The organism is Clavibacter michiganensis (assembly GCF_002151125.1).
Taxonomy (GTDB): Bacteria; Actinomycetota; Actinomycetes; order Actinomycetales; family Microbacteriaceae; genus Clavibacter; species Clavibacter michiganensis_C.
The window spans coordinates 298,577-320,944 of record NZ_MDJZ01000005.1 but is presented as its reverse complement, the minus strand read 5'-3'; the positions used below and the strand labels follow the sequence as shown (position 1 = coordinate 320,944).

Here is a 22,368-nt window from a genome sequence, read left to right as displayed (position 1 = left end):
ACGCGTCGGCTACGCGCGCTCGGGGGAGGCGGCTGGCTGAGCCGCGACCGGGGTCGCGTCGACCGGGTTCCGGTCGGCCGGGCTCCCGTCGGCCGCGCTCGCGTCGCCGGCGGATCCGCGGCGTCGCCGCAGCAGCCCCGTCAGGTCGTGCGCCGAGAGCGACACCGCGAGCACCGCGGCCAGCACGAGCGCGAGCGCGGGGGCGCCGACCGCCCACGGCGCGCGCTCCGCGTAGGCGCTGCCCTCGCTGAGGATCAGGCCCCACTCGGGCGTCGGCCGGGGGCTGCCGAGGCCGAGGAAGCCGAGCGCCGCGAGCGTCAGCGCGGTCCCGGGCAGCCGGAGCATCGCGTTCCGCAGCACCGGGCCGACGACCGCGGGCAGGAGGTGGCCGAGGAGGATCCGGGCGCGCCCGACGCCGAGCACCGGCAGGATCCGCACGTGCGGCTGCGCGCGCGCCTCCTGCATCAGCGCCCCGGCGTGCGCGGCGAGCGGCGCCCAGCCGACGGCGGCCACGGCGATGGCGGCGCCCGCGGTCGAGGGGCCCTGGATCGCCGCCACCACGATGCCCGCGAGGATCGGCGGCGCGGCGTTGGCGACCTCGATGGGGCCGAGCGACGCGCGCGGCAGGAGCCCGAGCACCAGGCCGATCGCGCAGCAGGCGAGCGTCACGAGGAGCGCGGTGCCGAGCGTGGTCACGGCGCCGTGGCCGACCCGGCCGAGGAGGTCCCGGCCGCTCGCGTCGGCGCCGAAGGGGAGCGCCCACGAGGGCGGCGCGAGGCGTCCGGCGGTGGTGGCGAGGGGATCCCGCGCGAGGCCCGCCACGACGATGAGCGCGAGGAGCCCCGCGGAGACGGCCGGCACGACGGCGTCGCGGCGGCGGGCGGAGACGCGCGCGTCGGGCACGGGCAGGGATCCGAGGCGGAGGGCGGGGCCGAGGAGCGCGCGCCGGACGAGGTCCGCCAGCGCGCCCGCGACGACGGCGACCGCGAGGAGCGCGAGCACGCCCGCCTGGAGCGCCGGCACGTCCTGGCTGCTGGCCGCGCCGAGGGTCGCGCGGCCGATGCCGGGGATCGCGAAGACCTGCTCGACCGCGACCGCGCCGCCCGTGAGGCCGACGAGCACCAGGCCGATCTGCCCGAGCACCGACGGGAGCGCGCGGCGCAGCACCGCGAGCGTCGTCCGCGCGGGCGGCACGCCCGCCATCGCCCAGGTCGCGACCCAGCGCTCGGCGGACGCGGCCTGGATCGCGTCGGCGAGGAGGCGGCCGATGAGCCCGCCGCCCGGGATCCCGAGGGCGAGCGCGGGGAGCGCCGCGTTCGCGGGCCCGTCCCAGCCGGACGGGGGCGCCCAGCGGAGCCACACGGCGACGACCACGAGCAGCGCCGTCGCGAGGAGGAACTCGGGCAGCGCCGTGAGGGCGGCGGCCAGGGCCCCGGATCCGCGGCTCCGGCGTCCGCGCGTCGCGTCGCGCAGGGCGGGCACGCACAGCAGCGCCGCGATCCCCAGCGCCACCGCGATCGCGAAGGCCATGAGGGTGAGGGAGACGCCGAGCGCGTCGAGCGTGCCGGGGAGGACCGGGCGGCCGGAGATCCACGACGTGCCGAGGTCGCCGCGCACCACGCCCGCCAGCCAGTCGAGCGAGACGGCGAGCGGCCCGCGGTCGAGGCCGAGCTGCGCGCGGACGGACGCGAGCGCCTCCGGGGTGGCCTCGAGGTCGGAGTAGCGCGCGCGCAGGATCGTGTACTCGGGCGACCGGCCGGAGAGCCAGGGCAGCGCGCCGACGAGCGCGACGACGCCGCCGATCGCGACCACCCGGGACGCCCCGACGACGAGCCCGTCGCGCGCGCGGCCCATCAGCGCTCGACGCGCGTGTCGGCGGTGATGAGCGCGCGCTCGCGGGGATCCCGCACGGCGCCCGTGACCCCGGTGGCCTCGCCCTGGATCACGCGCTCGTGCAGGAGCGGCACCGCGGCGTCGTCGGCGAGCACGCGCGCCTCGACCCCCATGATCGCGGCGCGGCGTTCGGGTCCGGCCGGCAGCGCGGACGCCTCGGTGAGGGCCTGGTCGACGGCCGGGTCGCACAGCTGCGAGATGTTGAACGAGCCCTGGCACGCGAAGTCGCTGTAGAGGTAGGCGGCGGGGTCGCCCGAGTCGAGCACGGTCGCGCGGGACAGGATGAAGGCGTCGAACCTCCCGGCCACCGCGTCGGCCTCGATGTACTGGTACTCGCGCACGTCCTGCGTCACCTGGAACCCGGCCGCCTCGAGCTGCTGCTCGAGCTGCACGGCCACCTCGGGGAGCTCGGCGCGGTCGGTGAAGGTGCCGAGGGTGATCGGCACGCCGTCCACCTGCGCGGGCGCGGCGCGGCCCGCGAGCGCGTCGCGGTAGGAGGCGTCGTCGCGGAGGTCGGCGGCCCAGGGCAGCGCCGGTCCGAGGAGCCCGGCGGCCTCGTCGGCCCGGCCCTCGTAGACGCCGGAGACGAGCTCGGCGCGGTCGACCCCGGCCTGGGCGGCGGCGCGCACGGCGGGATCCGCGAACGGCCCCGACCCCGTGTTGAGGTACAGCGTGTTCGTGCGCGGCATCGAGACCTCGTGCAGGAGCTGCGGATCCACCTGCGCGGCCTGGCCCACGGGGATCGCCTCGACCACGTCGGCCGTCCCGGTGCGGAGCGCGGCGGCCCGCGCGGTGCCGTCGGGGACGAAGGTCACGTCGATGCCCGCGGACGCGGCCCGGCCGCCCCAGTAGTCGTCGAACCGGTCGAGCGTGGCGGACGAGGTGCCGTCGACCGCGGTGAGGCGGAACGGACCCGTGCCGGTGCCGACGGGCGAGACCGTGCCGTCGGCGCCGTACGCGGAGGCCGCGAGGATCGCCAGCTGCGGGCTCGAGAGGCGCTGCGGCACGAGCGGGTCCGGCGTCGCCGTGCGCACGACGAGCCGGTCGCCGTCCGCGGTCGCGGTGAGGTCGACGCCGTCGAGGATCCGCGGCTTCGGGCTCGCGGTCGCGGCGGCGGTGAGCGACGCGGCGGCCTGCGCGGCCGTGAGGACCGTGCCGTCGTGGAAGGGCACGTCGGGCCGGATGTCGAAGGCCCAGGTGAGGTCGTCGACGCGGGTCCACCCGGTGGCGAGCTGCGGCTGGGCGTCGCCGAGGTCGTCGAGGGTCACGAGCGTCTCGGCCGTGCTCCAGCGCGAGAGCTTGAAGGCGTCGTCGCTGAGCGGCGTGAGGCCGGAGCGGGGCGGCTGCAGCATGGCGAGGCGGATGCGGCCGTCGCCGTCCTGCGCGCCGTCCGGAGCGGATCCGGGGCTCGCGGCGAAGCAGCCGCTGAGGGCGAGCACCGACGCGGTGGCGAGGGCGACGAGGGCGGCGGAGCGGGCGGGGCGGGAGCATCTAGCGGGCATGGGGTCCTTCGGCGGGGATGCGCGGGGCATCGTCGGCGATGCGCGGGGCATCGGGGGTGGTGGTCGGGGGAGCGGTCGTGTCGTGGAGGGGCGCCGCGACGCCGGGCGCGGGGACGTCGATGTCGGGCGAGGCGGGGGAGGGAGCGGGCAGCAGCCGGGGCAGGCCGACGGCCGCGGCGACGGGCAGCGCGGCGAGGATCCCCCAGGCGACGGCGGGTGCCGCGTCGAGCAGGGAGCCGACCACGCCGCCGGCCACGAGCACGGAGATCCCGCCGCAGCTCGCGAGCAGCCCGTAGAACGAGGCGGTCGGCCGGCCGGCGGCGAACGGGGGGACGAGCTCCATGGTCACGGGGCCCGCGGTCATGTGGCCGAGCGTGAGGCAGACCACGAGGACCGCGGCGGGCACCAGCTCGGCACCGGCGGGCGGCGGCACGGCGGATCCGAGCGCGAGCGCCGCGAAGCCCGTCGCCGTGGTGCCGAAGCCGAGGGCGAGCGCGCGGCCGGGACCGAGCCGCTTCGCGAGGAGGGCGACGGGCCACTGCAGCGTGATGGTGAGGAGCGAGACGGCGAGGAACGCGGATCCCACCGCGGCCGTACCGGCGCCCGCCCGCGCGAGCTCGAGCGGCAGGCCGAGGTAGAGCTGGTTGTAGGCGACCAGGTCGACCGCGAACAGGGCGGAGAAGGCGAGGAAGCGGCGGTCGCGGACGGCGGCCCAGCGGTCGGGGCGCGGTGCGGCGGGCGCGGATCCCTCAGGCGCGGATCCGGCCGGCGCGGATCCCGCGGGCGACGACGCGACGGGACGCCCCGCGTCCGCCGGGATCACGCACCAGAGCGCCACCCCGACGGCCGCGAACAGCGCCGCGCCCACGAGCACGGTCGTCGAGAACCCGAGCCCGAGCAGCGCGGCGCCGGCGAGCGGACCCACGGCCGCGCCGATCTCGCCCACCAGCACGAGCGCGGCGAACAGCGACGGGCGCCCCGGCCGACGCGTGGCGCGCGCCCGCACGTCGGCGGCCGCGACGAGGCTCTGCAGCGCCGGGCTGAACAGCGCGCCGCCGAACCCGGTGAGGACCGCGCCGAGGAGGAAGCCCGGCAGGTCCGCGGCCAGGGCGAGCCCCAGGTAGCCGGACACGCGCACGGCGCAGCCCGCCGCGATGAGGGTGCGCGGGCCGAAGCGGTCGGCGAGCATCCCGCCGAGGAGGAAGAGGCCCTGCTGGCTGAACGTGCGCGCGCCGAGCACGAGGCCGATCGCGAGGGCGCCGAGCCCGAGGTCGTCGCGCATCACGACGGCGAGGAACGGGACGACGGCGTAGAAGCCGAGGTTGAAGACGAGCTGGCTGGAGAGCAGCACGGCGGCGGGCGGGGATCCGCGGCGCGCGGCACGCGGTGCGGGTCCGGGCACGGCGGAGGCCGGGCCCGCGGGGCCGGACGGGTGGGACGCGGTCATGCGGTGCGCGCTCCCGGCAGCCGGGGGACCGCGTCGGCGAGCTCTTGCGTGGCCGGATGCGCGGGGTCGGCGAGCAGGCGCTGCGTCGGCCCCTCCTCCGCGATCCGCCCGCCCGCGAGCACGACGCTCCGCCCGCAGAGCCGGGCGACGGCGTCGAGGTCGTGCGACACGAGCACGAGCCCGAGGCCCCGCTCGCGCACCAGGGAGCCGAGGAGCTCGATGATCCGGTCCCGCAGCGGCAGGTCCACCCCGCTGACGGGCTCGTCGGCGAGGAGGATCCCGGGCGAGGTCGCGATGGCCCGCGCGAGGGCCACGCGCTGCGCCTGCCCGCCGGAGAGCTCGCGCGGCCGCCGGTCGGCGAGGGACGCGGCGAGGCCGACGTCGTCGAGGGCGCGCGCGACGATGGCGGCGTGGTCGCCCGGCACGTCGAGGCGGCGGAGCGGTTCGCGGATCAGCTGCCGCACGGTCATGCGCGGCTCGAGGCTCGCGCCCGGATCCTGCGGCACCGCCTGCACGTGCCGCCGGTACCAGCGCAGGGCGGACGCGCGGCCGGGCACGACGGCCCGGTCGCCGAGCGCGACGGCTCCCGCGGTCGGCGCCTCGAGGGCGAGCAGGACCCGCAGGAGGGTCGACTTGCCGGATCCGGAGCGGCCCACGATCCCGACCGTCTCGCCGGGCGCGACGCGGAACGTCACGTCGTCGAGCGCGGGCGCGGGTCCCGCGGCGCCGGACGCATGAGCGGTGCGGGCCGTGCGCCGCGCGGCGGGGTCGCGGCGCGGCGGGTAGCGGTGCGTGATCCCGGTGGCCGTCAGCGCGTCGGCGGAGGCGGCCGCGACGGCGCCCGCGGGCCGGATGACGTCGCTCATCGTGCGGCCGCCGCGCCGAGCGGGGCCGAGGCCGCCGACGCCGACGCCGTCACGGGACCCGCGGATCCGCCGGGCAGCCGCCGGGACGCCGCCGCCACGAGCGCCCGGCTGTACGCGTGCCGCGGTCGCCGCACGAGGTCGTCCATGGTCCCGGCCTCGACCACGCGGCCCGCCTCGAGCACGACGACCCGGTCGCAGAGCGCGGCGGCCACCGCGAGGTCGTGCGTGATGAAGAGGAGCGCCTGGCCGGTGGCGTCGAGGCGGCGGCGGATCACGTCGACCACGCGCGCCTGCGTCACGACGTCGAGCGCGGTGGTCGGCTCGTCCGCGACGAGCAGGTCGGCGCGGCACAGCAGCGCGAGCGCGAGGCAGACGCGCTGGCGCTGGCCGCCCGAGAGCTCGGCGGCGAAGGCGGGGAGCGCGCCGTCGGGATCCTCGATGCCCACCTCGGCGAGCAGCTCCCGCACCTCGCGCCGTGCGTCCCGCCGGGTGAGGAGGCCGCCGTCCGCGGCGGATCCGCGCGCCCGGCCGGCCCGCAGCGCCGCGACCAGCTGCGCGCCGACCGTCACGAGCGGGTTCAGCGCGGCGAGCGAGTCCTGCTGCACGGCGGCGACGCGGCCGAGGCGCTGGCGCGGTGCGGCCGGGCCGACCGCGCGCCCGCCGAGCTCGACGACGCCGCGCACCCGGGATCCGGGCGGCAGCGTCCCGAGCACGGCCTGCGCCGTGAGCGACTTGCCGGACCCGGACGCGCCGACCAGCGCGACCCGCTCGCCGGCGCCGATGCGGAGGTCGACGTCGTGCACGAGCGGCGTCCGGTCGATGGAGATGCTGAGGCTCTCGAGGGAGAGGATCGGCGTCATCGGGTCCTTGTCCGTCCACGCGCGGAGCCGGACGATCCGGCCGGGCCTCGTCCGACTCTATTGAGAAGACTTATCGCCCACAAATGCGCCGTCCCGCATGCGAGGCCGCGTCATGAGGTCGCGTCCTGTCGCCGCGGATGCCATGCCGGACGCGGGCGGGATCGGCGGCCGAGCCCGATCCCGCTGCCGTGGGCTCGGGTGCGCCCTGTCAAGGCCCAGCCGGGATCGTGTCGCGCGGCCCGGCACCGAGTTGCATGGTCAGCGGGGCCGTCTCCTCGCCCGCCACCCCGGCGGCGCGGCATCGGCTCCGGGAAGGGTCCCGTGACCTGCATCGAGATGTCCCTCGCCCGCCGCGCGCCCACGACCGGGCGGCCCGGCGCATGAGCGAGGACAAGCGCCGCGAGCTCGGCGAGGGCGACGGCCCCGTCGAGGACGAGCTGCAGGAGGGGTTCGACGCGACGGTCGAGGAGGGCGCCGAGCGGCTGCACCGCACGTTCCGCGTCGTCCTGATCACGGGCTTCTTCGGCGGGCTCGAGGTCGGCCTCGGCGTGATGGCGCTCGTCGCCGTCCTGCACGAGACGGGCAGCCACCTGCTCGCGGGCCTCGCGTTCAGCATCGGCCTCATCGCCCTGCTGCTCGCGCACTCCGAGCTCTTCACCGAGAACTTCCTCATGCCCATCGCGGCCGTGGCGGCGAAGGAGGCGGGCATCGGCCAGCTGATGCGCCTCTGGGGCGGCACTCTCGTCGCCAACCTCGCGGGCGGCTGGGTCTTCATGTGGATCCTCGTGCAGGCCTTCCCGGAGTGGCACGACACCCTCGCGGAGTCCGCGCACCACTTCGTCGATCCCGGCTTCACGCTGCAGACCGTGATGCTGGCCGTGCTCGGCGGCAGCACCATCACGCTGATGACGCGCATGCAGCAGGGCACGACCTCGGACGTCGCGCGCATCGTCGCCGCGGTCGCGGGCGGCTTCCTGCTCGCGGGCCTGCAGCTGTTCCACTCGATCCTCGACTCGCTCCTCGTCTTCGGGGCGATCCAGTCGGGGGCGGACGTGACGTACGGGCAGTGGCTCGGCTGGTTCGGCTACACGCTGCTGTTCAACATGCTCGGCGGGATCCTGCTGGTCACGGTGCTGCGCCTGGTGCGCACGAAGGAGCTCATCCAGGAGCGGCGCGCGAGCTGAGGGGCGGTCCCGGGACCGCCCCTCCCGCGCCCGGATCAGGCGCCGCGGATCCCCTTCAGCAGCAGCGCGGTCGTCACCGCCGCCTCGGCCGCCTCGGCGCCCTTGTCCTCCTTCGAGCCCGGGAGCCCCGCCCGGTCGAGGCCCTGCTGCTCGTCGTCGAGCGTGAGCAGCCCGAAGCCGATCGGCTTGCCGGCGAGGAGCGACGCCTGCGTGAGGCCCGAGGTCGCCGCGTCGGACACGTACTCGAAGTGCGGCGTGCCGCCGCGGATGATCACGCCGAGCGCGACGACCGCGTCGGCCCCCGCGTCGAGCGCCGCACGCGCGACCACGGGCAGCTCGAAGCTGCCGGGCACGCGGATCACGGTGGTGGTGACGCCGGCCGCGTCGAGCACGCGCTGCGCGCCCGCGAGGAGGCCCGCGCTGATCTCGTCGTGCCAGCGTCCGGCGACGACGGTGACCGCGAGGCCCGTCCCGTCGATCGCGGTGGGGTCGATGTCGGGTGCTCCGTGTCCGCTCATGCGGTCTCCTCCTCGGGGGTGGTGGTGATGGTGGCCGGTCCGGCCGTGGTGGTGCGCAGGCCGTCGGGCGCCTCGGCGTCCGGGTAGGCGTCGGATCCGATGTGCATGTCGGTGTCGAGCACCATGCGGTGCCCCATGCGGTCGCGCTTGGTCGCGAGGTAGTCCGCGTTCGTCGCGTTGACGCCGACGACGAGCGGCACGCGCTCGGTCACCTCCACGCCGTGCGCCTCGAGCTGCCGCACCTTCTCGGGGTTGTTCGTGAGCAGGCGCACGTCCTCGATCCCCATGTCCTGCAGGATCGCCGACGCCGCGCCGTAGTCGCGCGCGTCCGCCGGGAGGCCGAGGGCGACGTTGGCGTCGAGCGTGTCGAGGCCGTCCTCCTGCAGCCGGTACGCGCGCAGCTTGTTGACGAGGCCGATCCCGCGGCCCTCGTGCCCGCGCAGGTAGACGACCACGCCGCCCGTGCGGGCGATCTCGTCGAGCGCCGCGTCGAGCTGCGGACCGCACTCGCACTTGAGGGATCCGAGCGCCTCGCCCGTCAGGCACTCCGAGTGCACGCGCACGAGCGTGCCGTGCGCGGTCGGCTCGCCGGAGACGACGGCCACGTGGTCGGCGCCCGTCGTGCGGTCGCGGTAGGCGCGCAGCCGGAACGTGCCGTGCGTCGTGGGCACCGTGGTCTCGACCTCGAAGATGACCCGCGACGCCTCGGGGATCTCGACCGCGGGCTCGAGCGGACGGTCGCAGTGGAACTCCTCCAGGTGCTCCTTGAGCGCCTCGATCGTGACGACGAGCACGCCCTCGCGCTCGCCGAGGGCGAGGAGGCCGGGCAGCCGCATCATCTCGCCGTCGTCCTGCACGATCTCGCTGATCGCGCCGACGGGCGTGAGCCCCGCGAGCGTGAGCAGGTCGACCGCGGCCTCGGTGTGGCCGTCGCGCTCGCGCACGCCGCCGTCCACCGCGCGCAGCGGCAGGATGTGGCCGGGCCGGTGCAGGCTCGTCGGCACGCTGCGGAGGTCGGCGAGCACGCGCAGGGTGTGCGCGCGGTCGGACGCGCTGATGCCGGTGGAGAGCCGGTCGGCCGCGTCGACGGACACCGTGTACGCGGTGCCGCGCGGATCCCGGTTGTCGGCCACCATGAGCGGCAGCTCGAGCCGGTCGGCGATCTCGTTCGTCATGGGCGCGCAGATGAAGCCCGACGAGTGCTTCACGAGCCAGGCCACCCACTCGGGCGAGGCGGACTCGGCGGCGAGCAGCACGTCGCCCTCGTTCTCGCGGCCCTCGTCGTCGACGACGATCACGGGGCGTCCGGCGCGCAGCTCCTGCAGCGCCGCGGGGATGTCGGCGAGGCTCATGAGCGGTCCCCCTCGGTCGTGGCGGCCGGTGCGGCGTCGCGGTCGCGCGCGTCGAGCGCGAGCATCCGCTGCACGTGCCGCGCGAGCACGTCGGTCTCGAGGTTCACCTCGTCGCCGATCTCCAGCGCGCCCAGCGTCGTCGCGGAGAGCGTCTCCGGGATGAGCGACACCTCGAACCACGAGTCGGCGTCCGGCGTGTCCGTCGGGCTGACCGCGCTCACGGTGAGGCTCACGCCCTGCACCGTGATGGATCCGCGGTCGACCACGAGCGGCGCGAGGTCCGCGGGCAGCGAGAAGCGGAGGATCCGCCACGCCTCGCCCGGCGTGGTCGCGATGAGGCGCCCGGTGCCGTCGACGTGGCCCTGCACGATGTGGCCGCCCAGGCGGTCGCCCACGCGCGCGGCGCGCTCCAGGTTGACGCGATAGCCCACGCCGAGGCGTCCGAGCGAGCTCATCACGAGCGTCTGCCGCATGACGTCGGCGGTGAAGCCCTCGGGCGTCTGCGCGACGACCGTGAGGCACACGCCGTCGACGCTGATGGAGTCGCCGTGCCGGGCGTCGGACACCGCGAGCGGCGCCTCCACCGTGATCCGGGCGGAGTCGCCCTCGGCGTCGAGCGCGAGGACGCGTCCGCGCTCCTCGATGATCCCTGTGAACATCACTGGCCTTCCGTGGTGGGTCGCGCGGTCACGAGGAGGTCGTCCCCGAGCCGTGTCGTGCTGATGAGGGTGAGTCGGTGGGCGGCCGGCATGCTCGGCACGCCGAGGTCGCCGGTCGCGGTGCGGGGTCCGCCGAGGAGCACGGGCGCGAGGTAGGCGACCACCTCGTCGACGAGCCCGGCGGCGACGAGCGCGGAGACGATCGTGGGGCCGCCCTCCACGAACACGTGCCGGATCCCCCGGCGTCCGAGCTCCGCGAGCGCGGCGGCGGGGTCATGGCCGGCGATGCGGATCAGGCGGCGCGGGTGGCGGTGCAGGGCCGCGTCGTCGGGGATCGCGCGGTCGCCGAGCACGACGGGCGCGGGCTGGTGCGGGTACGGGATCCCGTCGGGCCGCCGGGCGGTGAGCGCGGGGTCGTCGGCGAGCACGGTGCCGGTGCCCACCAGGATCGCATCGGCCTCCGCGCGGCGGCGGTGCACGTCGTGGCGGGCGGCGGGCCCGGTGATCCAGCGGCTCGTGCCGTCTGCGGCGGCGATGCGGCCGTCGAGGCTGGAGGCCCACTTCGCCGTGACGAACGGGCGGCCGAGCGACGCGGATCCGAGCCACACCCGGAGGAACGCCGCGGCCTCCTCGGCGAGCACGCCGGGCACGACCTCGACGCCCGCGGCGCGCAGCCGGGCCGCACCGCCGGAGGACTCGGCGCCCGGGTCGGCGACGGCGTAGACGACGCGCGCGACGCCGGCCTCGATGAGCGCGGCGGCGCACGGCCCGGTGCGTCCCGTGTGGTTGCAGGGCTCGAGCGTGACGACGGCGGTGGATCCGCGTGCCGCGCCCGCGGGCAGCTGCCGGATCGCGTCGACCTCGGCGTGCGCGGATCCGGCGCCGCGGTGGCGGCCCTCGGCGATCACGCGACCGGAGGCGTCGAGGATCACGCAGCCGACGCGCGGGTTGGGGCCCCACGCGGGACCCTCGGCCGCGAGCTCGAGGCCGCGGCGCATGGCGCGCTCGAGCGCGGGGGCGTCGGGAGCCGGCGCGCGCGTCTCGGGTGCCGTCGGGTCGTCGTGCATGGTGTCCTCGTCCGTGGACGGACTCCGGGCGCGGTCGACGAGACCTCGACGCCGGCAGGGTCGCTGGCGCCGCGTGCGCCTCCCATCCGGACTCTCACCGTCGGTCCCGGATTCCCACCGGATCGGCGGACGAGGCTCCCGGGGACCCGGTCGCGCATCGTCCGTTCGCGGACTGTCACCGCCGGCTCGGATTTCCACCGACCCCGGAGCACGTGTACCCCGAGATTAGCCCACGCGGCTGGGAGCGTCTCGTCGCGTGACGCCGGGCTACGCGGAGCGGACGTCGATGCGGTGGTCAGGCGCCGGTCAGCGCGTCCACGGCGTCGGCGAGCTGCCCGAGCGCGGTGATGCGCACGATGCCCGCGCGCTCCGCCCGCTCCCGGTCCTCGGGCGGCACGTCGGGCCAGCCGCGCTCGGGGTCGCCCGCGGGGTCACGCGCGGGATCCGCCGTCCCCGCGTCGGGATCGAGCCAGATGCCGCCCGCGAGGCCCGCGTCGGTCGCGCCGAGCGCGTCGGTGCGGAGCCGGTCGCCCACCATGACGGCGTCCGACGGATCCACGCCCGCCTCCGCGCACGCCAGACGGAAGATCCGCGCGTCCGGCTTCGTGAAGTCCAGGTCGCCGGAGCAGACGACGGGGGAGAGGCGGTCGGTGAGGCCGGCGGCGGCGATCTTCGGCTCCTGCTGGCTGCGCTCGCCGTTGGTCACGACGCCGAACTCGACGCCCGGGTGCCGGCGCGCGATCTCGTCGAGCGCGGCCACGGCGCCCGGCAGCGTGCGCCAGGACGCCTCGTACCCGGCGAGGTAGCCGCCGAACCACGCGTCCGTCGCGGCGTCGTCGTCCGCGATCGCGACGGCGAGGTCGGTCGCGTCGTCGGATCCCCACGCGGCAAGGAACCCCCGCACCCGCGCCCGCCGCTGCCCCTGGTAGTCGAGCTCGCCCGCGAGGTACCGGTGGTAGTGCTCCTCCTCGAGCGCGACCCACAGCGCGACGGCCCGGTCGCGCTCGGCGGCGTCCGACGCGTCGACGAGCCCCCGCGCGGCGAGGTGCGCCGTGATCCCGTCGGCCACGGCGCCGCGGTGGTCCACCAGCGTGTCGTCGAGGTCGAGCAGGACCAGCCGCAGGGTCATCGGCCGGCGCGCCGCACGAGCCCGACGGCGTCGTAGACCCGGGCGAGCATCGCGTCGGCCCGCTCCTCGGCGCGCGCCGCGTTGCCGGCGAGCACGCGGTCGAGCTCGGCCGGGTCGTCGAGCAGCTCGAGCGTCCTGGCCCGGATCGGCTCGAAGACGCCCGTCACGGTCTCGGCCACGTCCTTCTTGAGGTCGCCGTAGCCGCGGCCCGCGTAGCGCTCCTCGAGCGCCGGCACCGCGGTGCCCTCGAAGGCCGAGAGGATCGTCAGCAGGTTCGAGACGCCGGGCTTCTCGCCGCGGTCGAAGCGCACCTCGCGGCCGGTGTCGGTGACGGCCGAGCGGATCTTCTTGGCCGTCCTCGCGGGCTCGTCCAGCAGCCACACGACGCCCGCGTCGCTGGCCGCGGACTTGCTCATCTTCGACGTCGGGTCCTGCAGGTCGTAGATGCGCGCCGTGTCCTTCTGGATCATGGGCTCCGGGATCCGGAACACGTCGCCGAACCGCGTGTTGAAGCGCTTGGCGAGGTCGCGGGTGAGCTCCACGTGCTGCTTCTGGTCGTCGCCCACGGGCACGACCTCGGTGCCGTACAGGAGGATGTCGGCCGCCATGAGCGTCGGGTACGCGAAGAGCCCGAGGGTGGTGGCGTCGGCGCCCTGCTTCTGCGACTTGTCCTTGAACTGCGTCATGCGGCTGGCCTCGCCGAACCCGGTGAGGGTGTTGAGGATCCACGCGAGCTCGGTGTGCGCCGACACGTGGGACTGCACGAACAGCGTCGAGACGGCCGGGTCGATGCCCGCGGCGATGTACTGCGCGGCCGTGCGCCGGGTCGAGTCGCGGAGCGCCGCGGGCTCCTGCGGCACGGTGATGGCGTGCAGGTCGACGACGCAGAACACGGCGTCGTGCGACCTCTGCAGCTCCTTCCACTGCAGGAGCGCGCCGATGTAGTTGCCGATCTGCAGCGAGTCGGCGGACGGCTGCATGCCGGAGAAGAGGACGGGTCGAGCGGTCATGGCGATGCCTTCGTGAGGGGGAGCGCGGGGCGCTCGCGGGGCGCCGGATGCGGCGCGGGAGGGGAGGGGAGGGAGCGGGCGACGGGTCAGATCGCGTAGTCGACGACCACGGGCGTGTGGTCCGACCATCGCTGGTCGTACGCGTCGGCGCGGTCGACGGCGTAGCCCACGACCTTCTCGGCGAGGGCCGGGGTCGCGAGCTGGTAGTCGATGCGCCAGCCGGTGTCGTTGTCGAACGCCTTGCCGCGCCAGCTCCACCACGTGTACGGGCCGTCGACCTCGCCGGCCTGCTGGCGGCCCACGTCGACCCAGCCGAGGCCGCGCCCGGTGGATCCGTCGACGCCCGTGACCTCCTCTCCGGCGGGCCCGAGGATCCGGTCGAGGTAGCCGCGCTCGCGCGGCAGGAACCCGGCGCGCTTCACGTTGCCCTTCCAGTTGCGGATGTCGAGCTCGCGGTGGCCGACGTTGAGGTCGCCGACGACGACGGCGAGCTCGGAGTGCGCCGCGATCTCGGGCAGGCGCCGCTCCATCCCGTCGAGGAAGCGCCACTTCTCGTCCTGCTTGGGCGTGCCGACCTCGCCGGAGTGAACGTAGGCGCTCACGACCGTGACGATCGTGCCGTCCACGTCGTAGTCGGCCTCGAGCCAGCGGCCCGCGCTGTCGAAGTCCTCCTCGCCGATGGCGACCCGGTGGATCTCGGCGCGGCGGCGGCTCGCGATGGCCACGCCCGCGCGGCCCTTGGCGGTCGCGGCGTCGTGCAGCACGTTCCACTCGGGGCCGAGGAGGCCCTCGATGTCGCTCGTCTCGGCGCGGACCTCCTGGATGGCGAGGATGTCGACGTCGCGCGCGGCGAGCCAGTCGCCCATGCCCTTGCGGAACGCGGCCCGGATGCCGTTCGTGTTGATGGACGCGACGCGGAGGTTCGAGGGCATGGTCTCGATCCTAACGGCGGCGTCTCCGCCGCAGCCCGAGCATCAGGCGCGTGATGCCGCGGGACTGCTCGTACCGCTCCCGCTCCCGAGCGCGCTCCTCCTCCTCGAGGATCCGGCGGGCTTCGTCGAGCTTCGCGACGCGCTCCTTCTCGAGCTGCTCGGGGCTGAGGTCTCGGGCGTCGATGCCTTTGTCGGCCATGCCCACGGCGATCCACGACGCGCAGATGAGGATGATCTGGCAGATGAGGTTGAACCAGATCAGGAGCCCGATGATCACCGCGAACGACGCGAGCAGCGGGTTCCGGCTGGCGCCGCCGAGCAGCGCCGTCCCGAGCACCTTGAGCACGCCCATGGCCACGCCGCCGAGGAGCGCGCCCTGCAGGAGCTGCGGCCACGGGATCTTCACGCCCGAGAGGATCCGGTACGCCCCCGCCAGCACGGCGGTGTCGAGCGCGAGCACCAGCGCGAGGCCCACGGTGCGGCCGACGACGATCGCGAGCGGCGAGTCCTCGCCCACCTGCATCAGCCCGAACACGAACCCGAGGAGCCCGGTGCTCACGACGGAGAGCGCGGCCGAGAGCAGCATCGCCAGCGCGAACACCAGGGCGAGCCCGAGGTCCTTGACCTTGAGGAGTAGGAAGAACGTGGTGGGCGGCGGCAGCTCGAAGATGCGGCGCACCGAGTCGCGCGTCGACGCCAGCCAGCCGAGCGCGGTCACCAGCAGGCCGATGGACCCGATGATCCCGGTGGCCCGGACGGCGTCCGACTCGAGCAGCGCCTGCGGGTCCGTGATCGCCCCGCCCTCCCCGAACAGCCCCGGCACCGCGCCCTGGATCAGCGTGAGCAGCGAGTCGAGCAGCGCCGGGTTCCCCGCGAGCACCGATCCCGCGACGGAGAACCCGACCGCGAGCGCGGCGAACACCGCGAAGACGGCCTGGTAGGACATGCCGGCCGCGAGGATCGGTCCGCCCGCGGCCCCGTAGGCGAGGAGCACGCGCACGGGCTTCAGCTGCATCACGCGGGCGACGAGCGCCGGGATGCCGGTGGGCGCGGGCGTCTCCTCGGACGTCGTGCCGGGGGAGCCGGAGGGGGATGCGGGACGGTCGGGGCGTCCGCGGCCGTCGGGGGCGGTCATCCCCCGAGGATACGGGCCGTCGGGCCCCTGGTAGCGTGGACGGGCCGTTCCGGCACCCCGACCGGACGGCCACCCGCGCGGACGCCGTCCGTCCGCGCGGCCCGCACCCGAGCGAGGGAGTCAGAGTGCGCATCACCGGCATCGGAGTAGGACACGGAGTGGCCACGGGCCCCGTGATGCGGATGCCCGACCCGCTGCCCGAGCCGGGCACGGAGCCGTTCACGGGCGATGCCGACGCCGAGGTCGCGCGCGTCTCCGCCGCCCTCGCCGCGACCGCGGACGACCTCGCCGAGCGCGGCGTCCGCGCCGGCGGCGACGCGAAGGACGTGCTCGACGCGCAGTCGCTCATGGCGCGCGATCCCGCCCTCCTCGACTCGGTCGGCCGCCTGGTCGGCCAGGGCCGCTCGGGCGAGCGCGCCGTCTTCGAGGCGTTCGCCACCTTCCAGGAGCTCCTCACCGGCATGGGCGGCTACATGGCCGAGCGCGCGGCGGACCTCGCGGACGTCGCCCAGCGCGTCATCGCCCGGCTCCGCGGCGTGCCCGCACCCGGGATCCCCACCGCGGACGCGCCCTTCGTCCTCGTCGCGCGCGACCTCGCACCAGCCGACACCGCGCTCCTCGAGCTCGACCGCGTGCTCGCCCTCGTCACCACCGACGGCGGCCCCACCAGCCACACCGCGATCCTCGCCCGCAGCCGCTCGATCCCCGCCATCGTCGGCGCGACGGGTGCCGCCGACCTCCGCGAGGGCGCCGAGGTCGTCGTCGACGCGGCGGCCGGCCTCGTCATCGCCGACCCGTCCGCCGCGGAGCGCGCCGACGCCCTGCGCAGGATCCGCGAGCGCGAGGAGGCGCTGGCCGCCCCGATCACCGACGGCGCGCTGGCCGACGGCACGCCCGTGCCGCTGCTCGCGAACCTCGGTTCACCCGCGGAGGCCGCCCGCGCCGTCGAGCTGGGCGCCGAGGGCGTCGGCCTCTTCCGCACCGAGTTCCTGTTCCTCGACGCGGCCGAGGCGCCGTCCGTCGCCGACCAGACCGCGCAGTACACCGCGCTCCTCGAGGCGTTCCCCGGCCGCAAGGTCGTCGTCCGCGCGCTCGACGCGGGGGCCGACAAGCCGCTCGCCTTCCTCACGGACGCGGCCGAGGAGAACCCCGCGCTCGGGCTCCGCGGCCTGCGCGCCCTCCGCGCGAACGAGCAGATCCTCCGCGACCAGCTCACCGCCCTCGCCCAGGCCGACGCGGCCACGGACGCCGACCTCTGGGTCATGGCTCCCATGGTCGCCGACGCCGAGGAGACCCGGTACTTCGTCGAGCTCGGCCGCGAGCTCGGCCTCCGCACGGTGGGCGTCATGGCCGAGGTGCCGTCGCTCGTGCTGCTGGCCGACCAGGTCGTCGAGGTCGCCGACTTCGTGAGCATCGGCACCAACGACCTCACGCAGTACACGATGGCGGCCGACCGCCTGCTCGGATCCGTCGCGGCCTACCAGGATCCGTGGCACCCTGCGGTCCTCCGCCTCGTCCGCACGCTGGGCGACGCCGGCCGCGGGTCCGGGACGCCCGTCGGCATCTGCGGCGAGGCCGCCGCGGATCCGCTCCTCGCGGTGGTCCTCGTCGGCCTCGGCGCCACGAGCCTGTCGATGACGCCCGCGGCGCTTGCCGACGTCCGGCTCGAGCTCGGCCGCCGCACCCTCGACGACGCGCGCGCGGCCGCCGAGGCCGTCCTGACCGCGCGCACCGCGGCCGAGGCGCGCGCCGCCGCCGAGCGGATCCTCACCGACGGCTAGACGCACCCGCACGCACGACGGCCCCGCCGCTCCGAGGAGCTGCGGGGCCGTCGCACGTGCGGGGGAGGAGAGGCGCTACGCCTTGCCGCGCATGATCGCCTGCTTGACCTCGGCGATCGCCTGCGTCACCTGGATGCCGCGCGGGCACGCCTCGGAGCAGTTGAAGGTCGTGCGGCAGCGCCACACGCCCTCCTTGTCGTTGAGGATGTCGAGGCGCACGTTCGACTCGTCGCGCGAGTCGAAGATGAAGCGGTGCGCGTTGACGATGGCGGCGGGGCCGAAGTACTGGCCGTCGGTCCAGAAGACGGGGCACGACGACGTGCACGCGGCGCAGAGGATGCACTTCGTGGTGTCGTCGAAGCGGGCGCGCTCGGCGGCGGACTGGATCCGCTCCTTGCCCTTCTCCGGCTTCGTGTTCGAGATGAGGAAGGGCTGCACGTCGCGGAACGACTCGAAGAACGGCTCCATGTCGACGACGAGGTCCTTCTCCAGCGGCAGGCCCTTGATGGCCTCCACGTAGATGGGCTGGTCGATGTCGAGGTCCTTGATGAGCGTCTTGCACGCCAGGCGGTTGCGGCCGTTGATGCGCATCGCGTCGGATCCGCACACGCCGTGCGCGCAGGAGCGGCGGAAGGTCAGCGACCCGTCCTGCTCCCACTTGATCTTGTGCAGCGCGTCGAGGATCCGGTCGGTCGGGTAGACCTCGACGTCGAAGTCCTCCCACCTCGGCTCGGCGTCCTGGCCGGGCAGGTACCGGCGGATGATGAGGGTCACCGTGAAGGTGGGGATGGCCGAGGCCTCTCCCGCGGGAGGTGCGTCCAGGGTTGCGGTGCTCACGTGTGCGGTCCTATTCCGATCGGTGATGCGGTGACGGGCGTCGGTGCTGACCCCTGAGGGTCAGTACTTCCGCTCCATCGGCTGGTAGTTCGTGATGACCACGGGCTTGGTGCTGAGCCTGATGTGGTCGCCGGCGTCCGTGCTGTGGGCGTCGCCGGTGAGGTACGCCATGGTGTGGACCATGTAGTTCTCGTCGTCGCGCTTCGGGAAGTCCTCGCGGAAGTGGCCTCCGCGGCTCTCCTTGCGGTACATCGCCGAGTACACGACGACCTCCGCGAGGTCGAGCAGGAAGCCGAGCTCGATGGCCTCGAGCAGGTCCGTGTTGAAGCGCTGGCCCTTGTCCTGCACCTGGATGTTCGTGTACCGCTCGCGCAGGTCGGCGATCACCTTGGTGACCTCGATCAGCGTGTCCTCGGTGCGGAACACCTGGGCGTTGCGGTCCATGGACTCCTGCAGCTCGCGACGGAGCGTCGAGATCCGCTCGGTGCCGTTGGAGTTCCGCGCACCCTCGACGAGGCCCTTCACGAAGTCGGCCGCGTCGTCCGGCAGCGGCGTGAAGTCGACCGTCTTCACGTACTCGGCCGCGTAGTTGCCCGCGCGCTTGCCGAACACGTTGATGTCGAGGAGCGAGTTGGTGCCGAGGCGGTTGGATCCGTGCACCGAGACGCACGCGCACTCGCCGGCCGCGTACAGGCCGGGCACGACGGTCGTGTTGTCCGAGAGGACCTCGGCCTTGACGTTCGTCGGGATGCCGCCCATCGCGTAGTGCGCGGTCGGCAGCACGGGAACGGGCTCGGTGTAGGGCTCGACGCCCAGGTAGGTGCGCGCGAACTCGGTGATGTCCGGGAGCTTCGCGTCGATGACGGCGGGCTCCAGGTGCGTGATGTCGAGGTAGACGTAGTCCTTGTTCGGACCCGCACCGCGGCCCTCGCGGATCTCGGTGGCCATGCACCGGGCGACGATGTCGCGCGGCGCCAGGTCCTTGATGGTAGGGGCGTAGCGCTCCATGAAGCGCTCGCCCTCGCTGTTGCGGAGGATCGCCCCCTCGCCGCGGGCCGCCTCCGAGAGGAGGATGCCGAGGCCGGCGAGGCCGGTCGGGTGGAACTGGAAGAACTCCATGTCCTCCAGCGGCAGGCCCTTGCGCCAGATGATGCCGACGCCGTCGCCCGTGAGGGTGTGCGCGTTCGAGGTCGTCTTGTAGATCTTGCCGAAGCCGCCCGTCGCGAAGATCACGGCCTTCGCCTGGAAGACGTGGATGTCGCCGGTGGAGAGCTCGAGGGCGACGACGCCCGCGGGCTGCTGCTTCCCGTCGACCTCGGCCATGACCAGGTCGAGCACGTAGAACTCGTTGTAGAAGTTGATGCCGAACTTGACGCAGTTCTGGTACAGCGTCTGCAGGATCATGTGGCCCGTGCGGTCGGCCGCGTAGCAGGATCGGCGGACGGGGCTCTTGCCGTGATCCGCGGTGTGGCCGCCGAAGCGGCGCTGGTCGATCTTGCCGTCGGGCGTCCGGTTGAAGGGCAGGCCCATGTTCTCGAGGTCGATGACCGCGTCGATGGCCTCCTTCGCGAGGATCTCCGCCGCGTCCTGGTCGACGAGGTAGTCGCCGCCCTTGACGGTGTCGAAGGTGTGCCACTCCCAGCTGTCCTCCTCGACGTTCGCGAGCGCCGCGGCCATGCCGCCCTGCGCCGCGCCCGTGTGGGAACGCGTCGGGTAGAGCTTCGAGATGACGGCCGTGTTCGCCTGCGGTCCCGCCTCGATCGCCGCGCGCATGCCGGCGCCGCCCGCACCCACGATGACGATGTCGAACTGGTGGTAGTGGACGCCGTCCACGATGGTGCTCGCGGAGGGCTCGGAACCGGGGGTCGCGGTGTCAGTGGTCACGGGCTTCTTTCTCGAGGCGGATGGGGAAGCGGGCTATAGGTCGCCGCAGAAGGCGGGCAGCAGGTCCGCGGGCTGGCCGGCGGGGCAGGGGTCGAAGGTGAAGACCACGAGCGTGCCGAGCACGAGCAGGACGACCGTGGAGGCGACGAGCGCGCCCTTGAGGATCTTCCGGGTGCGGGGCGAGGCGGCGTAGTCGTTCACGAGCGTGCGCATGCCGTTCGCGCCGTGGATGACCGCGAGCCAGAGCAGCGCGATGTCCCACACCTTCCAGAACGGGTCGGAGAGCTTGCCGCCGACGAAGGCGAAGTCGATGGCCTTGATGCCCTCGCCCTGGATGAGGTTGACGTAGAGGTGGCCGAAGATGAGCACGACGAGCACGACGCCCGAGGCGCGCATGTACATCCAGCCCCACTTCTCCCAGTTCACGCCGCCCTGCTTGCGCGGCTCACGGGCCTGGCGGGGACGCTCGACGCTCACCTGCTGTGCGATGTCGCTCATGATCAGATCCATCCCGCTTCGCTGAACACGTTGATGAGGTGGCGCGGCACGAAGCCGGCCATGAGCACGACCCAGAGGCCGATGACCACGTAGAACATGAGGCGCTGGTGCTTGGCGCCGAAGCGCCAGAAGTCGATGAGGATGATGCGCAGGCCGTTGAGCGCGTGGAACCCGATGGCCCCGACGAGGGCGACCTCGCCGATGCCCATGACCGGGTTCTTGTAGGTGCCGATGACCGCGTTGTAGGCCTCGGGGCTCACCCGGATGAGGCTCGTGTCGAGCACGTGCACGAGGAGGAAGAAGAAGATGGACACGCCGGTGATGCGGTGCAGCACCCATGACCACATGCCCTCGCGGCCCCGGTAGAGCGTCCCCGCGGGGACCTTCGGTGCGCGCGAGATGTGCGGTTCGCGGGTTCCTGCCGTCTTGATGGACACGGAACGACCCTCCCTGATGCTGGTGCCCCGTGGGCGGAGCGCCTTCGCGCCGACATTGCGCGTCCTGGAGAGTCTACGGCCGGGTCCGGGCGGTCACCCGTTAGGGCACCCTAAGCGTCGGGCGCGGCCGCGAGGGCTGCTCAGGCGCCGACGGGGACGGGTCCCGCGCCCGCCGTATCCGCCGCCGCGAGGGCCGATCGGCGGGCGGACACCGCGCGCCCGTAGTGCCCGATGAGCTCGTCGCCGACGGTGGCCCAGGAGCGGCCGAGGACCGCGCGGCGACCGGCCTCGCCCATCCGGAGCCGCATCGGCTCGCTCGCCACGAGCTCGTCCACCAGGCGGCGCAGGTGCGCGTCGCGCGGGGAGGCGGGGTCGAAGAGGAAGCCGTCGGTGCCATGGGCGACCAGGTCGATCGGGCCGCCGGCGCGCGGCGCGACTACGGGGAGGCCGGAGGCGTGGGCCTCCTGCACCGTCTGGCCGAACGTCTCCTCGGTGCCCGTGTGCACGAACACGTCCATGGCGGCGTACGCGGCGGCGAGCTCGCGCCCGCCGACGCGGCCGAGCCAGGTCACGGGCATGCCGGCGAGCGCGCGGCGGGCGGACGCCTGGCTCGGGCCGTCGCCCGCGATGAGGAACCGGACCCCGCGGACCCCGCGGAGGGCGTCCAGGCGCTCGAGCTGCTTCTCCGGGGCGATGCGGCCCACGTAGCCGACGATGGTCTCGCCGTCCGGCGCGACCCGGTTCCGGAGCGCGACCACATCCTCCATGGTCCGGTTGCGGGGGTGGTAGCGGTCGAGGTCGACGCCGCGGCCCCAGCGGGCGACGCGCTCGACGCCGGCGGACGCCAGGTCGGCGGCCGCGGCGCTCGAGGGCGCGAGGGTCAGGTCGGCGCCCTGGTGGATCCAGCGCACGAGCCGCCACACGTACGGCGCGGTGGCGGCCAGCCGGTTGCGGCGCGCGTAGCCGGCCACGTCGGTCTGGAACACGGCGACGGAGGGGGTGTCGATGCGCGTCGCGGCCGCGATCGCCTGGGCGCCCAGGAAGAGGGGGGAGGCGGCGTGCAGCACGTCCGGCGCGAAGTCGGTGAGGAGGCGCAGCACCTGCGGGCTGGGGATCCCGACCGGGAACTGCCGGTAGGCGAACGCCGGGACGCCGTGGACGGGGAAGCCCGCGAACTCGGACGGGGCTCCGGCGTCCGGGGCGATGACGATGGCCTGGTGCCCGCGGTCCCGCAGGTGCTCGAGCACCCGGCAGACGCTCGTGGTGACGCCGTTGACGGTGGGGAGGAAGCTCTCGCTGACGACGGCTACGCGCATGCCCCGACGCTATGCACACGCGCCGACGGGGCCGCCGCGCCGCCGTGAACGCCCCGTTGCG

20 protein-coding genes and 1 riboswitch are annotated in these 22,368 nt (G+C 74.7%); of the genes, 2 read left to right on the top strand and 18 right to left on the bottom strand.

Annotation, left to right across the window (positions count from 1 at the left end; all coding sequences use genetic code 11):
- Positions 1-9 precede the first annotated feature (9 nt).
- Genes BFL37_RS04080 through BFL37_RS04060 form a run of 5 tightly spaced genes read right to left on the bottom strand, consistent with a single transcriptional unit; the run spans position 10 to position 6,568 of the window.
- Positions 10-1,854 carry an ABC transporter permease subunit gene (locus tag BFL37_RS04080; RefSeq protein WP_086513878.1) on the bottom strand — a complete coding sequence of 615 codons (1,845 nt, stop codon included), beginning with the start codon at positions 1,852-1,854 and terminating at the stop codon, positions 10-12.
- Positions 1,854-3,395, bottom strand: a complete 1,542-nt coding sequence (locus BFL37_RS04075) for an ABC transporter substrate-binding protein (RefSeq protein ID WP_086514010.1) — start codon at positions 3,393-3,395, stop codon at positions 1,854-1,856. Before BFL37_RS04075 ends, BFL37_RS04080 begins: the two co-directional genes overlap by 1 nt.
- Complete coding sequence (locus tag BFL37_RS04070) at positions 3,385-4,842, bottom strand: MFS transporter (RefSeq protein ID WP_086513877.1); 1,458 nt, start codon at positions 4,840-4,842, stop codon at positions 3,385-3,387. Before BFL37_RS04070 ends, BFL37_RS04075 begins: the two co-directional genes overlap by 11 nt.
- On the bottom strand, positions 4,839-5,708 hold the full coding sequence (locus tag BFL37_RS04065) for an ABC transporter ATP-binding protein (RefSeq protein WP_086513876.1): 870 nt from the start codon (positions 5,706-5,708) through the stop codon (positions 4,839-4,841). The genes BFL37_RS04070 and BFL37_RS04065 overlap by 4 nt, the downstream gene beginning before the upstream one ends.
- Positions 5,705-6,568 carry an ATP-binding cassette domain-containing protein gene (locus BFL37_RS04060; protein ID WP_086513875.1) on the bottom strand — a complete coding sequence of 288 codons (864 nt, stop codon included), beginning with the start codon at positions 6,566-6,568 and terminating at the stop codon, positions 5,705-5,707. The genes BFL37_RS04065 and BFL37_RS04060 overlap by 4 nt, the downstream gene beginning before the upstream one ends.
- Before the next feature lie 380 nt (positions 6,569-6,948).
- On the opposite strand from BFL37_RS04060, the gene BFL37_RS04055 reads away from it, so the two are divergent.
- Positions 6,949-7,752: a formate/nitrite transporter family protein gene (locus BFL37_RS04055; RefSeq protein WP_086513874.1), complete on the top strand. Its 804-nt coding sequence runs from the start codon at positions 6,949-6,951 to the stop codon at positions 7,750-7,752.
- A 35-nt stretch (positions 7,753-7,787) separates the two neighbouring features.
- Here BFL37_RS04055 and ribH read toward each other — a convergent pair whose 3' ends face one another.
- From ribH to BFL37_RS04015, 8 genes are all read right to left on the bottom strand, one after another.
- A complete protein-coding gene (gene ribH, locus BFL37_RS04050) occupies positions 7,788-8,270 on the bottom strand; it encodes a 6,7-dimethyl-8-ribityllumazine synthase (protein WP_086513873.1) in 483 nt (160 codons plus the stop codon).
- A complete protein-coding gene (ribA, locus tag BFL37_RS04045; RefSeq protein WP_086513872.1) occupies positions 8,267-9,622 on the bottom strand; it encodes a GTP cyclohydrolase II in 1,356 nt (451 codons plus the stop codon). The genes ribH and ribA overlap by 4 nt, the downstream gene beginning before the upstream one ends.
- Positions 9,619-10,281, bottom strand: coding sequence for a riboflavin synthase (locus tag BFL37_RS04040; protein WP_086513871.1), 663 nt, complete (start codon positions 10,279-10,281; stop codon positions 9,619-9,621). Before BFL37_RS04040 ends, ribA begins: the two co-directional genes overlap by 4 nt.
- Entirely contained in the window at positions 10,281-11,348 is a 1,068-nt protein-coding gene (ribD, locus tag BFL37_RS04035; RefSeq protein ID WP_086513870.1) for a bifunctional diaminohydroxyphosphoribosylaminopyrimidine deaminase/5-amino-6-(5-phosphoribosylamino)uracil reductase RibD, read from the bottom strand. Before ribD ends, BFL37_RS04040 begins: the two co-directional genes overlap by 1 nt.
- Positions 11,349-11,418: 70 nt before the next feature.
- Positions 11,419-11,563: riboswitch (FMN riboswitch) on the bottom strand.
- 80 nt (positions 11,564-11,643) lie between these two features.
- Positions 11,644-12,477, bottom strand: a complete 834-nt coding sequence (locus BFL37_RS04030; protein WP_086513869.1) for an HAD family hydrolase — start codon at positions 12,475-12,477, stop codon at positions 11,644-11,646.
- Positions 12,474-13,487, bottom strand: a complete 1,014-nt coding sequence (trpS, locus tag BFL37_RS04025; protein WP_086513868.1) for a tryptophan--tRNA ligase — start codon at positions 13,485-13,487, stop codon at positions 12,474-12,476. Before trpS ends, BFL37_RS04030 begins: the two co-directional genes overlap by 4 nt.
- 86 nt (positions 13,488-13,573) lie before the next feature.
- Positions 13,574-14,419: an exodeoxyribonuclease III gene (locus tag BFL37_RS04020; protein ID WP_086513867.1), complete on the bottom strand. Its 846-nt coding sequence runs from the start codon at positions 14,417-14,419 to the stop codon at positions 13,574-13,576.
- A gap of 10 nt (positions 14,420-14,429) precedes the next feature.
- A complete protein-coding gene (locus BFL37_RS04015; protein WP_086513866.1) occupies positions 14,430-15,554 on the bottom strand; it encodes a YihY/virulence factor BrkB family protein in 1,125 nt (374 codons plus the stop codon).
- A 125-nt stretch (positions 15,555-15,679) separates the two neighbouring features.
- On the opposite strand from BFL37_RS04015, the gene ptsP reads away from it, so the two are divergent.
- Entirely contained in the window at positions 15,680-17,335 is a 1,656-nt protein-coding gene (gene ptsP, locus BFL37_RS04010; protein ID WP_086514009.1) for a phosphoenolpyruvate--protein phosphotransferase, read from the top strand.
- A 75-nt stretch (positions 17,336-17,410) separates the two neighbouring features.
- Here the strand turns inward: ptsP and BFL37_RS04005 are convergent, their stop codons facing one another.
- The 5 genes from BFL37_RS04005 to BFL37_RS03985 form a co-directional block, all read right to left on the bottom strand.
- The gene (locus tag BFL37_RS04005) at positions 17,411-18,172 is read right to left on the bottom strand and encodes a succinate dehydrogenase iron-sulfur subunit (protein ID WP_086513865.1); all 762 of its coding nucleotides are present in this window, start codon (positions 18,170-18,172) and stop codon (positions 17,411-17,413) included.
- A 60-nt stretch (positions 18,173-18,232) separates the two neighbouring features.
- Entirely contained in the window at positions 18,233-20,056 is a 1,824-nt protein-coding gene (sdhA, locus tag BFL37_RS04000; RefSeq protein WP_086513864.1) for a succinate dehydrogenase flavoprotein subunit, read from the bottom strand.
- Between the two features lie 33 nt (positions 20,057-20,089).
- Positions 20,090-20,554, bottom strand: a complete 465-nt coding sequence (locus tag BFL37_RS03995; RefSeq protein ID WP_086513863.1) for a succinate dehydrogenase hydrophobic membrane anchor subunit — start codon at positions 20,552-20,554, stop codon at positions 20,090-20,092.
- 2 nt (positions 20,555-20,556) lie between these two features.
- The gene (gene sdhC, locus BFL37_RS03990; protein ID WP_172403734.1) at positions 20,557-20,991 is read right to left on the bottom strand and encodes a succinate dehydrogenase, cytochrome b556 subunit; all 435 of its coding nucleotides are present in this window, start codon (positions 20,989-20,991) and stop codon (positions 20,557-20,559) included.
- A gap of 140 nt (positions 20,992-21,131) precedes the next feature.
- Complete coding sequence (locus tag BFL37_RS03985; RefSeq protein ID WP_086513862.1) at positions 21,132-22,307, bottom strand: glycosyltransferase family 4 protein; 1,176 nt, start codon at positions 22,305-22,307, stop codon at positions 21,132-21,134.
- Positions 22,308-22,368 lie beyond the last annotated feature (61 nt).